General features: G+C 69.6%; 12 protein-coding genes. 2 read left to right on the top strand and 10 right to left on the bottom strand.

The window, feature by feature from the left end:
- Positions 1-16 precede the first annotated feature (16 nt).
- The gene (locus BIU82_RS05775; protein WP_070348527.1) at positions 17-1,138 is read right to left on the bottom strand and encodes a hypothetical protein; all 1,122 of its coding nucleotides are present in this window, start codon (positions 1,136-1,138) and stop codon (positions 17-19) included.
- 209 nt (positions 1,139-1,347) lie between these two features.
- On the opposite strand from BIU82_RS05775, the gene BIU82_RS05770 reads away from it, so the two are divergent.
- Positions 1,348-2,613 carry an acetyl-CoA C-acyltransferase gene (locus BIU82_RS05770; protein ID WP_070348526.1) on the top strand — a complete coding sequence of 422 codons (1,266 nt, stop codon included), beginning with the start codon at positions 1,348-1,350 and terminating at the stop codon, positions 2,611-2,613.
- Entirely contained in the window at positions 2,610-4,772 is a 2,163-nt protein-coding gene (locus BIU82_RS05765; protein ID WP_070348525.1) for a 3-hydroxyacyl-CoA dehydrogenase NAD-binding domain-containing protein, read from the top strand. The genes BIU82_RS05770 and BIU82_RS05765 overlap by 4 nt, the downstream gene beginning before the upstream one ends.
- 131 nt (positions 4,773-4,903) lie before the next feature.
- Here BIU82_RS05765 and BIU82_RS05760 read toward each other — a convergent pair whose 3' ends face one another.
- The 9 genes from BIU82_RS05760 to dxs form a co-directional block, all read right to left on the bottom strand.
- Positions 4,904-6,445, bottom strand: a complete 1,542-nt coding sequence (locus BIU82_RS05760; RefSeq protein ID WP_070348524.1) for an ABC transporter ATP-binding protein — start codon at positions 6,443-6,445, stop codon at positions 4,904-4,906.
- A complete protein-coding gene (locus tag BIU82_RS05755) occupies positions 6,442-7,215 on the bottom strand; it encodes an energy-coupling factor transporter transmembrane component T (RefSeq protein WP_070348523.1) in 774 nt (257 codons plus the stop codon). The genes BIU82_RS05760 and BIU82_RS05755 overlap by 4 nt, the downstream gene beginning before the upstream one ends.
- Positions 7,212-8,048, bottom strand: coding sequence for a glycosyl transferase family 9 (locus tag BIU82_RS05750; protein WP_070348522.1), 837 nt, complete (start codon positions 8,046-8,048; stop codon positions 7,212-7,214). Before BIU82_RS05750 ends, BIU82_RS05755 begins: the two co-directional genes overlap by 4 nt.
- Positions 8,049-8,126: 78 nt before the next feature.
- On the bottom strand, positions 8,127-9,179 hold the full coding sequence (locus tag BIU82_RS05745) for a nucleoside hydrolase (RefSeq protein WP_070348521.1): 1,053 nt from the start codon (positions 9,177-9,179) through the stop codon (positions 8,127-8,129).
- Complete coding sequence (locus BIU82_RS05740) at positions 9,179-10,156, bottom strand: aldo/keto reductase (RefSeq protein WP_070348520.1); 978 nt, start codon at positions 10,154-10,156, stop codon at positions 9,179-9,181. Before BIU82_RS05740 ends, BIU82_RS05745 begins: the two co-directional genes overlap by 1 nt.
- Positions 10,157-10,223: 67 nt before the next feature.
- Positions 10,224-10,439, bottom strand: coding sequence for a hypothetical protein (locus tag BIU82_RS05735; protein ID WP_070348519.1), 216 nt, complete (start codon positions 10,437-10,439; stop codon positions 10,224-10,226).
- Between the two features lie 34 nt (positions 10,440-10,473).
- Positions 10,474-11,034, bottom strand: coding sequence for a hypothetical protein (locus tag BIU82_RS05730; RefSeq protein WP_070348518.1), 561 nt, complete (start codon positions 11,032-11,034; stop codon positions 10,474-10,476).
- Entirely contained in the window at positions 11,031-11,612 is a 582-nt protein-coding gene (locus tag BIU82_RS05725; protein ID WP_070348517.1) for a DUF402 domain-containing protein, read from the bottom strand. Before BIU82_RS05725 ends, BIU82_RS05730 begins: the two co-directional genes overlap by 4 nt.
- Positions 11,612-13,585, bottom strand: a complete 1,974-nt coding sequence (gene dxs, locus BIU82_RS05720) for a 1-deoxy-D-xylulose-5-phosphate synthase (RefSeq protein ID WP_070348516.1) — start codon at positions 13,583-13,585, stop codon at positions 11,612-11,614. Before dxs ends, BIU82_RS05725 begins: the two co-directional genes overlap by 1 nt.
- Positions 13,586-13,684 lie beyond the last annotated feature (99 nt).

The following is a 13,684-nucleotide window of genomic DNA, read 5'->3' as shown; positions in this document are numbered from 1 at the left end:
GCACCATTGTTGCCCATCACTCCGCGCGATGGCACGAAGCGCAGCTGCCGCGCCGCCGCAGCCAGTAGGCCATGGTGGCCGCACCGAGCGCCACGCCCCACAGCGGCCAGAGGAAGGCCGGACCGATCGGCGCCCAGTTGCTGAGGCTGAAGCCCGGGATGGTCCCCTCGGAGGGCAGTCCCGCCATCATGAGCATCGTGGCCGAGGCCGGGATGATCGCCATCGCCACGAAGGAGGCCGGAACGACCGCCAGGGAGATCGGCACCCGCTTGCCGGCAAGGCCGGGGATCCAACGCGGAAAGACCTCGCCCCAACGCTGGATCAAGCCCAGCGTCAGTACGGATCCGAGGACGGCCATTCCGCCCAGGCCCAGGGCGCTGGTGTCCATGCCTTGCGTTTGCATGCCGTCCAGGATGCCGGGCTCCACGCCGAGCGGAAAGCCGAGGGCCCAGCAGATCCGGGTGGCGGCGTAGGGCAGCGGGGCGAGCACTGCCACCACCGTGGCGACGCGTCCCCACCGGACCGCGGCGTCCCTGCTGAAGGGACCGCCTGCGGTCCGCCCGCTGCGGCCGCACCTTGTGCAGGCGTTCCGTGCCTTGCGGTTCACGGCGACGGCCAGGAGGAGCCACAGCGCCGCGCCGGCGGCGAGGGCCAGCAGGTTCACTTGGGCCGGATCCACCAGCCTGGGGAGGGCCTGCTGGATCTGCGGATCGTAGGAAGCCTTCACGAGGATCACGGGGATGTAGCCGAGGACGGACAGCAGGCGGGCATCGCCCACCAGGACCAGCGCTGCCAGGCCCAGGACGGCGGCCATTGCCGTGGTTGCCGCCCGGAGGCCGGGAAGGACCCGCTTGCGTGTGGCGGTGGCGGCGAGGAGCGTGGCGAGCAGGGCCGCTGCGCCGGCGAGCGCCGTCAGGGCCCAGCCGAGCAGGGATTCCGGTGCGTCATGGAGCAGGGCCATCGAGTAGGGGTCGCCGTCGCCGACGGGGAACGGGCGGCCGGAAAGCCCCACGAACGTTCCGGTGACCGCGTAGAGTGCGGCGAAGACGGCCGTTGCGGCGGCCAGCCAGCGCACGGTGTTGGCGGTGCGGGAGGCGGCGGATGCGTCATGTCGTGCCGGGTGATGGTGTGTTGTCATGGTTCCAGCCTGCGGCGGCGCCCCTGGCCGCTGATCCCCTCCGCGGGTGGAGCGGCTCCCCCGTCCGGGGGAATTCCGCCGCGCCGGTTCCGGCCTTGCCCCATAAGTTACTCGTGAGTAACATAAGTGGAGAACGGCGCACCCAGTGCGCCCGCCACATCCCATGTCTCGAAGAGGCAGTACACGATGAGTCTCGAAGAGGAGTACCCATGAGCCCCACCGGGAACACGCAGCAGCGGGCGGTCCGCGACGTCGTCTTCGTCGACGGAGTCCGCACGCCATTCGGCAAGGCCGGAGAGAAGGGCATCTACGCCGGCACCCGCGCCGACGACCTCGTGGTCAAGTGCATCCGCGAACTGCTCCGCCGCAACCCTGCCCTGCCCGCGGAACGCATCGACGAAGTCGCCATCGCCGCCACCACCCAGACCGGCGACCAGGGCCTCACCATCGGCCGCACCGCTGCCCTGCTGGCCGGGCTCCCCCGTACGGTCCCCGGTTTTGCGATCGACCGCATGTGCGCCGGCGCCATGACAGCAGTGACGACGACGGCGAGCGGCATCGGCTTCGGTGCCTACGACGTCGTGATCGCCGGCGGAGTGGAGCACATGGGCAACCACCCGATGGGAGCCGGGGCCGATCCGAACCCGCGTTTCATGTCCGAACGCCTGGTGGATCCCGCCGCCCTGAACATGGGCAACACCGCCGAGAACCTGCACGACCGCTTCCCCGCCATCACCAAGGAACGGACGGACGCGTACGCCGCCGCCTCGCAGGCCAAGCTCGCCGCCGCCTACGCCAAGGAACAGATCCAGCCGGACCTGGTGCCCGTCGCGGCAAAGAAGCCGGGCGCGGGCTGGGCTTTCCACACCAGCGATGAACCGCCCCGGCCCGGCACCACCGTGGCCGATCTCGCCGAGCTGCGTACGCCCTTCCGCCCGCACGGCCGTGTCACCGCCGGCAACGCGGCGGGCCTGAACGACGGCGCGACGGCGGCGGTCCTCGCCTCCGCGGACGCCGCCGAAGAACTGGGCCTGGACGTCAAGATGCGCCTGGTCTCCTACGCATTCGCCGGCGTCGAACCCGAAGTGATGGGCATCGGCCCCGTCCCGGCCACCGAAAAGGCGCTGAAGAACGCCGGCCTGTCGATCGGGGACATCGGGCTGTTCGAAATCAACGAGGCCTTCGCCGTACAGGTGCTCAGCTTCCTGGACCACTTCGGCATCGCCGATGACGACCCCCGGGTCAACCGCTATGGCGGGGCTATCGCCGTCGGACACCCCTTGGCGTCCTCCGGCGTCCGCCTCATGAACCAGCTGGCCCGCCAGTTCGAGGAAGATCCCTCGGTGCGGTACGGCATCACCACCATGTGCATCGGCCTGGGCATGGGCGCCACCGTCATCTGGGAGAACCCCCACCACCCCGGCTACGGGGCCGCCGCCGACAGCACCGACAACAGCGAGGGAGCCGCAGCATGAGCGCCGCAGATTTCCGCAAACTGGCCGATCTCTTCCCCGATGAAACGGTCACCCACTCCTATGTCCAGGACATCGTCCTCCCGGCGGTGAACGGGACCAGTCCGGGAACCTTCGCCCTCATCACCCTGGACAACGACCTCGACCACAGCAAGCCGACCACCCTCGGCCCGAACACCCTGGTGGAGCTCGGAACGGCCCTGGAAGCGCTCAAGGAACGCGCGGCCCGCGGGGAGATCGTGGGCGTCGGCGTCACCGGCAAGCCGTACTTCCTGGTGGCCGGTGCCGACCTGTCGGCGGTGAAGACCCTGCAGGAACGCGAGCACGGCCTCTGGATGGCACAGCTGGGTCACGAGGTCTACGGCACCCTGGCCTCCCTGGGCGTGCCGAGCTTCGCCTTCATCAACGGCCTGGCCCTGGGCGGCGGCCTGGAAATCGCACTTCAGTCCAGCTACCGTACGGTCTCCACGGGCGCCGGGGCGCTGGCGCTTCCGGAAGCCTTCATCGGCCTGGTCCCGGGCTGGGGCGGCGTCTACCTGCTGCCACGGCTCATCGGACCGGAGAACGCCGTCAAGGTCATGATCGAGAACCCGCTGAGCAACAACCGCACGCTCAGCGGACCCCAGGCCTTCGAACTGGGCATCGCGGACGCCATCTTCGAACCCGCCGACTTCCTGGAGCAGTCCATCGCCTGGGCCGCGCAGGTCATCGCCGGTACAGCCTCCCCGGAGCGGCGCAACGCCGTCGATCCTTCCGATTCCGCCGTCGCGGAGCGTTGGGCCGCCGCCGTCGCGGGCGGACGCGCCTTCGTGGAGGGCAAGACCTCCAACGCTTCCCCGGCCCCGGCCAAGGTCCTGGAGATCATGGAGGCCAACCGCACCCTGAGCCAGGCGGAATCCGCCGCCCTGGAATGCGAAACCCTCGCCGGCCTCATGCAGACGGACGAATTCCGTTCCACGGTGTACGCATTCCTTGACCTGGTGCAGAAGCGCTCCAAGCGGCCCGCCGGCGCACCGGACCGGAAGCTGGCCCGCCCGGTCACCAAGGTCGGCGTGGTCGGCGCAGGACTCATGGCAAGCCAGCTGGCGCTGCTGTTCGCCCGCCAGCTCAAGGTGCCCGTGGTCATGACGGACATCGACCAGGAACGCGTGGACAAGGGCGTGGCCTACGTGCACGCCGAGGTGGACAAGCTGCTGGGCAAGAAGCGCATCAGCCAGGACGCCGCCAACCGCACCAAGGCCCTGGTCAGCGGTTCGGTGTCCAAGGAGGCCTTCGCGGACGCCGACTTCGTGATCGAGGCCGTGTTCGAGGAACTCAACGTCAAGAAGCAGGTCTTCGCCGAGGTCGAGGCCATTGTCTCCGAGGACTGCATCCTGGCCACGAACACCTCGTCCCTCTCCGTCACCGCCATGTCCGAAGGCCTCGCCCACCCCGAGCGCCTGGTGGGTTTCCACTTCTTCAACCCGGTGGCGGTCATGCCGCTGCTGGAAATCGTCCGGGCGCCGCACACCGACGACGCCGTCCTCGCCACCGCCTTCGAACTGGCCAAGGGCCTGAAGAAGACCGCCGTGCTGGTCAAGGACGCCGCGGCCTTCGTGGTGAACCGCATCCTGCTGCGCCTCATGGGCGAAGTGATCGCGGCCTTCGACGAGGGCACCCCGGCCGAAGTGGCGGACAACGCACTGCGGCCCATGGGCCTGCCGATGTCGCCGTTCACCCTGGCGGCGATGGTCGGCCTCCCGGTGGCCCAGCATGTGCAGGAATCCCTGCACACCGCGTTCGGGGACCGTTTCGCTGTCTCGCACAACCTGCAGAAGCTGATCGACAACGGAGTGAAAACGCTCTGGGTCGAGGGTCCGGACGGCTCCCGGGAGATCCCCGCGGAGACCCTGTCCCTGATGTCCTTCGGCGACTCCCCCTCCACAGCGGAGCAGGTGCTGCGCCGCACGCAGGACGCATTGGCCGAGGAAATCGGCCTGATGCTCCAGGAAGGCGTGGTGGCCGGGCCGGAGGACATTGATCTCTGCGTCATTCTTGGTGCGGGCTGGCCGATGTTCCTGGGCGGGATCACCCCGTACCTGGACCGCACGGGAGCCTCGGAGCGCGTCAACGGCAAGCGCTTCCTGGCCCCCGGCGTGGCCTCCGCACCCGCCGCCTCCTAGCCCTCCGCACCGCAGGAGCAAAGCCAGGAACCAGCGGCATCCAGGCCTGTCCGGGCACAAGCCGGACGTGCCGACCCCAGGCGGGGCGGTACCGGAGCACCCTCCGGTACCGCCCCGCCGTCGTATCCGGGCTAGTCCGCCGCTTCCAGCACCCCGCCGTCAAGACGGAGCACGCGGTGCGCCCGCGCTTCCGCGTACCGAAGCTCGTGGGTGACCATGACCACCGCCGCACCCCGCTTCGTGGCGGCCGCGATGGCCCGGTCCAGCATGTCCAGTCCGGGCCGGTCCAGGCTGACGGTCGGTTCGTCCAGGGCCAGGACTGCCGGTTCCCTGGCGATGACCGTGGCCAGGGCCAGCAACCTGCGCGCGGACGCCGGCAGTTCCAGCGGATGCCCGCCCGCCTGCCCTTCGAGCCCGACGGCGGCCAGGGCAGCCCGTGCGCGTTCCCGCGCCGTTCCGTCGCGTGTCCGCCGTCCAAAGCGCCGGCAGTCGCCCAGTCCGAACGCAACCTCCCGCTCCAGCGTCCGCTCGAACAGCTGGAAGCGCGGGTCCTGGAAGAGGAGCCCGACGTCGGCGGCGAGCAGGCCGGCCGCAGTGTCCTCCGTGGGCCGGCCCCTGAGCAGCACCTCGCCGCCGCTGGGACGCAGGAGTCCGTTCAGCTGGCGCAGCAGCGTGGACTTCCCGCTGCCGTTGGGTCCCGTCACGGCCACCACCTCGCCGGGCCGCACCGCCAGATCCACGCCGCGCAACACGTCCACGGTGCCGGCGCCGTAGCTGAAGCAGACATCCCGCAGTTCCAGGAGCGGCGCTGCTGTGTGGACGACGGCCGTGCGGGCAGCCGCAGCTGCCGGCACCCCCTCCGGAACTGCAATGTCTGGAACAACGACGCCGGAGCGCGCCAGGGCGTTCCCGGCCAGCAGTTCACCGGGGGTCCCGACGGCCAGCTGCCGCCCGCCGTCGTACGCTGCACCGCCGGGCTGCCCGCCGCCGATGACCGTCCAGTGCGAAGCGGCACGGCACAGGGAGTCCGCCGTCGAACTGAACACCACGACGGAGCTTCCTTCGCCGGGCAGGCGCCGAAGGAGGTCTTCGACGGCCCGGGCACCTTCGGGGTCCAGGGAACCCAAGGGTTCGTCGGCGAGGAGCACGGCAGGCCGGCCGATGACGGCGCACGCGATGGCCACACGGCGGAGCTCACCGCCGGAGAGCGTGGCTGGGTCCCGTTCGAGGAGACCCTCGATTCCCGTGAGCCGGGCGGTTTCGGAGATCCGCAGCCGCATCTCTTCCGGCGGAATGCCTTGGTTTTCCAGTCCGAAGGCCAGCTCTCCGGCCACTGTGTCCTTGATCGTGGACAGGACGGCGGCCGCGTCCTGGGGAACGTACGCCACGTGCGCCGCCCAGGCCCCGGGGTCGATCCGGGGGTCGTCGCCGGTGCCGCTGAACTCAAAGGCAGCGGCACCCAGGTCCAGGCGGCCGCGCAGGGTTCCGCCATGGTGCCCGGGCAGCCAGGCGGCGAGGAGCCGCGCGAGTGTGCTCTTGCCGCTGCCGGAGCCGCCCAGCACCGCGGTGAGGCTGCCCGCAGGCACGCTCACAGTGACGTCATGCAGCGCCGGGGCGTCTGCGTCGTGGAAGCGGAAAGACTCCACGTGCGCGGCGAGAACAGTCCCGTTCATTGCGGCCCGCCTGTCAGGGCGAAGACCACCCGGCCGGCGACGGCGGCAACGGCCGACGCAATGAGGAGCAGCCGGGCGGTCCGTTGGCGGAACGAGTCGCGTACCGCAAGCAGCGCGCTGCGGGGACCGGGCGCGGAAAAGCCACGGGCGTCCAAGGCTTGGGCCCGCTCCCCGGATTCGTGGACCAGCGAGAGCACCAGGGGCACGGCCTGCAGCCTGGCGGCCAGGAGCCGCGAGGGCAGGCTGCGGCCGACCACCAGCCCCCTGGCTTCCTGGGCGGCCCGGATGCGCCGCAGCCGTTCGCCCGCCGCCGGGAGCAGGGTGAGCGCCGAAGCCGCGGCAAAGCCGAGCCGGGGCGGCATGCCGCGGGCGGACAGGACGGCGACGAGTTCCGGGACCCGGACGGTGAAGGAGAACAGCAGGAAGGCGAGCACGAACACCCCGGTGCGCAGGCCGGCGTCGAGCGCGAAAAGGAGGCCCTCCCGCGTCACCGCCGCCGGGCCGAATTCCAGCAGCACGACGCGGCCTTCGGGAAAGAACAGTCCGTGCATGAGCAACAACGCGGTCCAGAACGGCAGCAGGATCGCCGCAGAGCTGCCCAGGATCGAGGCCGCCCGCGCCTGGCGTGCGGCGAGCAGCAGCAGCCCGGCGAAGACCGCTGCCGAGAACAGCCGGTTCCCGGCCGCCGTCGTAATGACCGCGACGGCGGCCGCGGCGGTGAGCGTGGTCAGCGGGTTCAGGCGCTCCAGCGACAATCGGCCGGAGCTCATGCCTTCGGTGCCGGCGCCCCGTCCGCGGCGCCCTTGCCCGCAAGCACCCGGTGGCGGCGGACGAAGGGGAACTGGAAGGAGGTGCGGCGCGGCAGGGCGTAGACCAGCAGGGCGGCAACGGTGAAGACGATGGCTTTGTCCGCGGGGTCGGAGATGAGGGCCTGCTTGGTGATGGCGGCCAGCAGCGAGTCACCCATGGCGCGGAACGCTGACACGATGGCCCCGGTGGCCAGGCCGGACGTTCCGCCGAAGACGAAGGCGGCGATCGGGGCGGAGACAACGCCGCCCAGGATGCCGGCGAGGAAGCCCGCAAACGGGACGAGGTAGAAGCGGCGGAACACCCCGGCACGGGCGGCGACGCCGGCCAGCCAGCCGATCAGCGCGGCACCGGCGGCGAACGGCAGGACGGTGGGGTTGAACAAGGACCACACGAGCGAGCTCAGCGCGCCCGTCGCGGCGCCGGCAGCGGGCCCGGCGAGGACCGCGACCAGCACGGTGCCGATGGCGTCCAGGTAGAACGGCACCAGGGTGCTGCCCACGAACTGGCCCAGGACAATGTTGAGCACCATGGCGATCGGGATGAGCACCACCGTGGAGGTTGGCAGGGTGGGCAGGACCGCGACAACCAGCAGCACAGCACCCAGCAGGAAACCGCCCATGGCCGCGAGGGCCGCCAGGCTTCCCGGGCCAGCGGCGATGTCAGCGGGCTGGGTGAGCACCAGCACCACGTAGGTGGCGATGATCGAGGCGGCGCCCAGGAATTCGAGGAGCCTGCGGCGCTTCGGGGCGTCAGGGAGGAGGAGGGAGGACTGCTGCGGTGACGGGGAGGTCATGGAAGATCCTTGGATTGTGGCTGGGCACGCGTTCCGCCTATGTCACCTCGGCGCAGCACTTATCCTATCGCCCTGGTCCTATCGCCCCGCCCCCAACTGCCCCAGCTGCCGGGCCAGCCTTCCCACGGACCGGATCAGCTCCGCGAAGGCCTCCTCCGGGTGGTTCTCCGAGACGATCCTCGCGTTCGGCGCCTCGCCCCACAGTCCGCGGTAGTCGGCCACGGTGGTGCCGATCAGCTTCGGCGCTTCGGTTTCCACGTGGACCGTTCCGGTCCGGGTGCCGTAACGGGCGGTTCCCGCCGCAACGGCTGCTGCGAAGTAGTCGTGCACATGCGCGATGTAGCCCTGGTCGTAGGCGCGGTGAAATTCAAAGTAGAAGCGCAGCATGTCGCTGAGGTGCCGTATCAGAACGTTGGATGCGGTACTGCGTTGCCCTTCGGGCTGGCCGGGAAGCACCAGTTCCGGCTCCGCGCAGCCGGCCTCCCGGGCAAGTGCTTCCAGGTGGTCCGGGCGCATCTCGATCCGCTCGGTGGTTTCCAGCGCGCACACCACGGGCAACCGCTCCTCGGGCATCCCGGAATACGCGGCAAACACCTCCGCGGCGGCATGCGGATCCACGTGCGTGTTCCATTCCGCGGTGGGCGTGGTGTTGCCCTGGTAGTAGTAGCTGCCGCCCATGATCACGACGCCGCGCAGCAACTCCGGCAGCCGCGGCTCGGCGCGCAGCGCAAGGGCGAAGGTGGTCAGCGGTGCCGTCAGGAGCGCGGTCAGCTCCCCCGGCCGCGCCCGTGCGGCTTCGATCCAGAGCTCGACGGCGTCCCGCGGCTGCACGTTGCTCCGCGGTTCCGGCAGCTCGGCGTAGCCGATGCCTTGCGGTCCGTGGGTTTCCGGCGTGGTGACCAGCGGGATCCGCAGGGGCGTCCGCGCCCCGATGGCGACGGGAACGTCCGGCCGGCCGCACAGTTCGAGCAGGGCCAGGTTGTTGCGCGCCACCTGCTCCACGTCCACATTCCCTGGGGTGCTGCTGACAGCGACCAGCTCCACATGCGGCTGGCTGCAGAGGTACGCCAACGCGAGGGCGTCGTCGATCCCGGTATCGCAGTCCAGCAGCAGGCTGACCGGTTCCGGCATCAGAACAGGGCCACCTTCGGTTCCGGCGGGAAGATCTCATCCATTTCGGCGCGTTCCGCCTCGGTGGGAACCCAGCGGACCGCGGAGGCATTTTCCACGATCTGTTCCGGACGGGTGGCGCCGGCAATGACGCTACTGACGGCCGGCTGCGCGGCGAGCCAGGAGAAGGCCAGCTGCAGCTCGTTCAGTCCGCGTTCCTTGGCGAACCGGCTGAACCGGCCCAGCTGTTCCCAGTCGGCGTCGTGCACCATGTGGGTGCGGGTGTGGCTGAGGCGGGAGCCCTTGGGCGCCTGGCCCGGAGCGTACTTTCCGGTGAGCAGGCCATTGGCGAGCGGGAAGTACGGAAGCACGCCCAGGCCGAACTGCTGCGCGGCGGGGACTACTTCGAGTTCGGCGCGGCGGTCCAGCAGGTTGTAGTGGTTCTGGGTGGAAATGAAGCGGGCGCCCCCGCTCATCCGGGCCACGTATTCGGCCTCGGCGATCTGCCAGCCGGAGCGGTTGGAGTGGCCGATGTAGCGGACCTTGCCGCTGCGCACCAGCTCGTCCAGGGCGGCGAGGGTTTCTTCGATGGGGGTCAGCTGGTCCGGGGTGTGGTACTGGTACAGGTCGATCCAGTCGGTGCCCAGGCGGCGCAGCGAGGCTTCCACGGACTGGATGATGTAGCGGCGGGAACCCCGGGCGCCGAAATCCTTGCCGTTGGCACCCTTCATGCCCATGCCGAACTTGGTGGCCACCACGGCGTCGTCCCGGCGGCCCTTGAGCGCCTTGCCGAGCATCGTTTCGCTGAGCCCGGGTTCCTTGCCGTAGATATCCGCGACGTCGAAGAGCGTCACCCCGGCGTCCAGGGCCGCGTGGACGACGGCGTCCGTGCCCTTCTGCGATTCGGTGGCGGTGTTGGCCCGGCCCAGGTTGTTACAGCCGAGGCCGACCACCGAGACGGTCAATCCGGAGTTTCCAAGACGGCGGTATTCAGTCATGGAGCCAGCCTATAACGCGGCTGGCGCGCCCCGGTTCCGGGCGCCAGGGGCTTGGCTTCGGCCGTCCTCAGCCGCCGAAGCTGATTCCGGCTTCCTCCATGGCGTCCTGCAGCTGGGCCATGGCCTTGGGCCCCATGCCATGCAGGCCCGCCACGCGTTCTTCGCCGAACTCGGCGAGCTGTTCCAGGGTTTCCAGGCCTTCGTGCGCCAGGGCCCGCCGGGCGGGGACGGCAAGTCCTTTCGGCAAGGGGGTATGGCCGGGCCAGTTCCGTTTGGAGGTCACCAGGTTTCCCTTTCCACGCGGGTGCTCGTGTTCCTTAGAGGGTAAAGCCCGTGGCGTTTTTGGGCGAGTGCTTGACCTTGAATGCCGTGGGATCGCTGTACGGCGCGGCGGCGATGCTGAGCTTGGTGAAGTCCAGGTCTTCGCCGCGGATGCAGACCTTGATGGCGTTGACGGCTTTGTTCACGTCCGGGCAGAGGCAGAAGATGTTCAGCCGCGAGTTGCCGATTTCGGAGCGTTCCACCGTCCCCAGGCCCCGCCAGGCCAAGGCGCTGCGCAGGGCCGCGCTTGCCTTGCGTTCCAGGTACCGGTCCCGCTCGGTGCCGTCCTTGCTCTTCAGCGCAAACTGGGCCACCACATGGAACTGCTCGTTCTCGGGAAGCTCGGCATAGCCGTCTTCCTCGCACTGCGCGGCGAAGGCCGCCAGCAGCCCCTCAGCGGAGTCCTCGTCCTCGACGTCGGTGGCGTCGGTGCTGCTCTGGTGGCCCACGGTGCCGTGGTTGATGACGAATTGGCCGTAGTCCTCGTCGTACCACGCCTCGCGGAACAGCAGTACGCCGTCGTCGTCGCGCTTGTAGCTGCGGATGATCCCGCTCATGCCCGTCCTTTTCCGAACCATGCCGCACATGTGCCGGCCGGTCCCGTTCCGTCGAATGGTTCCTGTTGTGTGAGTACGGCCCGGCGCAGGCGCTCCGCTTCCGCGCGGATCCCGGACACCACGTGGTCCGGGTAGGCCATGGCCGCCCGGTGTTCCTCGAACTCGTCTTCGTCGTCGATGAACACACCGCGCGTCGTGGAACGGATGACGTCCAGGTCCATGTCGACCATGTGAAACTCGGCCACGCCTTCGCGCAGGTAGTTCCAGCCGTGGTCAAGGGCCAGGTCGATGTAGATCCGGAAATCGCCCGGGTAGCTGTCGTCGTAGAAGGTGGCCACCCAGTCGCCGCTGCGCGGGATCAGCAGCACGGCGTCGGACGCGGTGTAGAAGGCCGCGCCGGGGCGGGAACAGAACTCGTTCCGGCCCTGGAAGATCCACCAGCCATGGATGTCTTCGCCGAGGTAGCGGCCCGGCACCACCCAATGCGCAGTGCCGTCCCATTTGCGGTTGCGGGCCACCACCAGGTCGCCGGGCTGGAGGCCTTCGGGAGCCCGATCACCCTGAACGTTGGCGGCCATCACAGGGTGGGAATGCTGCCGGTGCTCGGATGTTCCTGGCCCGGAAGCGGCCGCGCGAACGGGACCTTCGTGCCGAGCACCTGGGCCACGACGTCGTGGGTGATCTGGCGGGCCGTCAGGCCTACGCGTTCCAACACCTGGCTGCGGGTGCCGTGCGCCAGGAACTCGACGGGCAGGCCTACCTCGTTCAGTGCGGTGTCCACGCCGGCCGCGCGCATTTCCTGGCGGATCCGGGAGCCGACGCCGCCTGCGCGCACGCCGTCCTCGATGCAGATCACCAGGCGGTGCCGGGCCGCGAGGGCGATGATGGACTTCCGCACGGGCAGCACCCAGCGGGGGTCCACCACCGTGGAACTGATGCCTTGGTCGCCCAGGCGTGCGGCGACGTCGAGGGCGAGCTCGGACATGGCGCCGACGCTCACGATCAGCACGTCGTTTTCGGTGGAACCTTCGGGGCGTCGGGCCAGCACATCCACGCCGTCCGCCAGGCGTTCAATGGCCTCGACCTCGTTGCCCACGCTGCCGCGGGAGAATCGCACCACGCTCGGGGCGTCGTCGATGGCCACGGCCTCGCGCAGTTCTTCGCGCAGGCGGGTGGCATCGCGCGGTGCGGCCAGGTGCAGCCCGGGCACGATCTGCACCATCGCCATGTCCCACATGCCGTGGTGGCTCGCGCCGTCCGGGCCGGTGACGCCGGCCCGGTCCAGGACCACGGTGACCCCGGCCTTGTGCAGGGCCACGTCCATGAGGAGCTGGTCGAAGGCGCGGTTGAGGAAGGTCGCGTAGACGGCGACCACCGGGTGGAGGCCGCCGAACGCCATGCCCGCCGCGGAGGTGAGGGCGTGCTGTTCGGCGATTCCGACGTCGAACACGCGCTCCGGGTGCCGGGCGGCAAACTTGTGCAGGCCCACCGGAATGAGCATGGCGCCGGTGATCCCGACGATGTCTTCGCGTTCGTCCGCGATGTCCGCGATTTCCTCGGCGAACACGGACGTCCAGGACTGGGCTCCGGCTGCGGCCGTGGGCTCGCCCGTTTCGGGGTCGATGACGCCGACGGCGTGGAACTGGTCGTCCTCATTGGCCCGGGCCGGCGCGTAGCCGTGGCCCTTCTCCGTCATGGCGTGCACGATCACCGGCCCGCCATAGTTGCGGGCCGTGGTCAGAGCGTTCTCGAGGGCCTGGAGGTTGTGTCCGTCCACCGGGCCGATGTACTTCATGCCGAGGTCTTCGAACATGCCCTGCGGCGCCCACCAGTCCTTCACGCCCTTCTTCATGGCGTGCAGGCTCTTGTACGTGAACTGGCCCAGCGGGCCGCCGTTCTGCAGGCGCTTCTTCCACCATTCCAGCGCACCTTCATAGGCGGGTGCGGCGCGGAAGGAGTCGATGGTGGGGCGCAGGGACGCCAGATAGTCGGCCAGGCCGCCCACGGTGGGGGCGTAGGACCGGCCGTTGTCGTTGACCACGATCACCACGCGGCGGCGCTTGTCCGCGGCGATGTTGTTGATGGCTTCCCAGGCCATGCCGCCGGTCAGCGCGCCGTCGCCGACGACGGCCACGACGTAGCGGTCGCCGTCTCCGGTCAGCTGGCGGGCGCGGGAGATGCCGTCCGCCCAGGACAGCGAGGAGGACGCGTGCGAGCTCTCAACGATGTCGTGCTCGGATTCACCGCGGTCCGGGTAGCCGGACAGGCCGCCCTGCTGGCGGAGCGTGCTGAAGTCCTGGCGTCCGGTGAGGAGCTTGTGCACGTAGGACTGGTGCCCGGTGTCGAAGACGATGCTGTCACGCGGGGACTCGAAGATCCGGTGGATCGCCATGGTCAGTTCCACCACGCCGAGGTTGGGGCCGAGGTGGCCGCCGGTCTGGGCGACGTTGGTGATCAGGAAGGACCTGATCTCCCCCGCGAGCTGTTCGAGTTCGGTGCTGCCCAGCGTGGCCAGGTCCTGCGGAGTCCGGATTGTCTCCAAGAGTCCCAACGGCCCCTCCTTAGGTGATTGACGTGCCTGTTAACTTTACAACGCGGACGACGGCGGCCCCGGCCGGTCAGATGACCAGCCGGGGCCGCCGTCGTCGTG

The sequence above is a fragment of the Arthrobacter sp. SW1 genome (assembly GCF_001766675.1).
Taxonomy (GTDB): Bacteria; Actinomycetota; Actinomycetes; order Actinomycetales; family Micrococcaceae; genus Arthrobacter.
The sequence above is the reverse complement of the archived record's forward strand: the minus strand, read 5'-3'. Positions and strand labels throughout refer to the sequence as shown.

Bases quoted from the DNA above. Each gene is read 5' to 3' on its own strand.
- BIU82_RS05775 (WP_070348527.1), bottom strand. From the start codon at position 1,138: ATGACAACACACCATCACCCGGCACGACATGACGCATCCGCCGCCTCC.
- BIU82_RS05770 (WP_070348526.1), top strand. From the start codon at position 1,348: ATGAGCCCCACCGGGAACACGCAGCAGCGGGCGGTCCGCGACGTCGTC.
- BIU82_RS05765 (WP_070348525.1), top strand. From the start codon at position 2,610: ATGAGCGCCGCAGATTTCCGCAAACTGGCCGATCTCTTCCCCGATGAA.
- BIU82_RS05760 (WP_070348524.1), bottom strand. From the start codon at position 6,445: ATGAACGGGACTGTTCTCGCCGCGCACGTGGAGTCTTTCCGCTTCCAC.
- BIU82_RS05755 (WP_070348523.1), bottom strand. From the start codon at position 7,215: ATGAGCTCCGGCCGATTGTCGCTGGAGCGCCTGAACCCGCTGACCACG.
- BIU82_RS05750 (WP_070348522.1), bottom strand. From the start codon at position 8,048: ATGACCTCCCCGTCACCGCAGCAGTCCTCCCTCCTCCTCCCTGACGCC.
- BIU82_RS05745 (WP_070348521.1), bottom strand. From the start codon at position 9,179: ATGCCGGAACCGGTCAGCCTGCTGCTGGACTGCGATACCGGGATCGAC.
- BIU82_RS05740 (WP_070348520.1), bottom strand. From the start codon at position 10,156: ATGACTGAATACCGCCGTCTTGGAAACTCCGGATTGACCGTCTCGGTG.
- BIU82_RS05730 (WP_070348518.1), bottom strand. From the start codon at position 11,034: ATGAGCGGGATCATCCGCAGCTACAAGCGCGACGACGACGGCGTACTG.
- BIU82_RS05725 (WP_070348517.1), bottom strand. From the start codon at position 11,612: ATGGCCGCCAACGTTCAGGGTGATCGGGCTCCCGAAGGCCTCCAGCCC.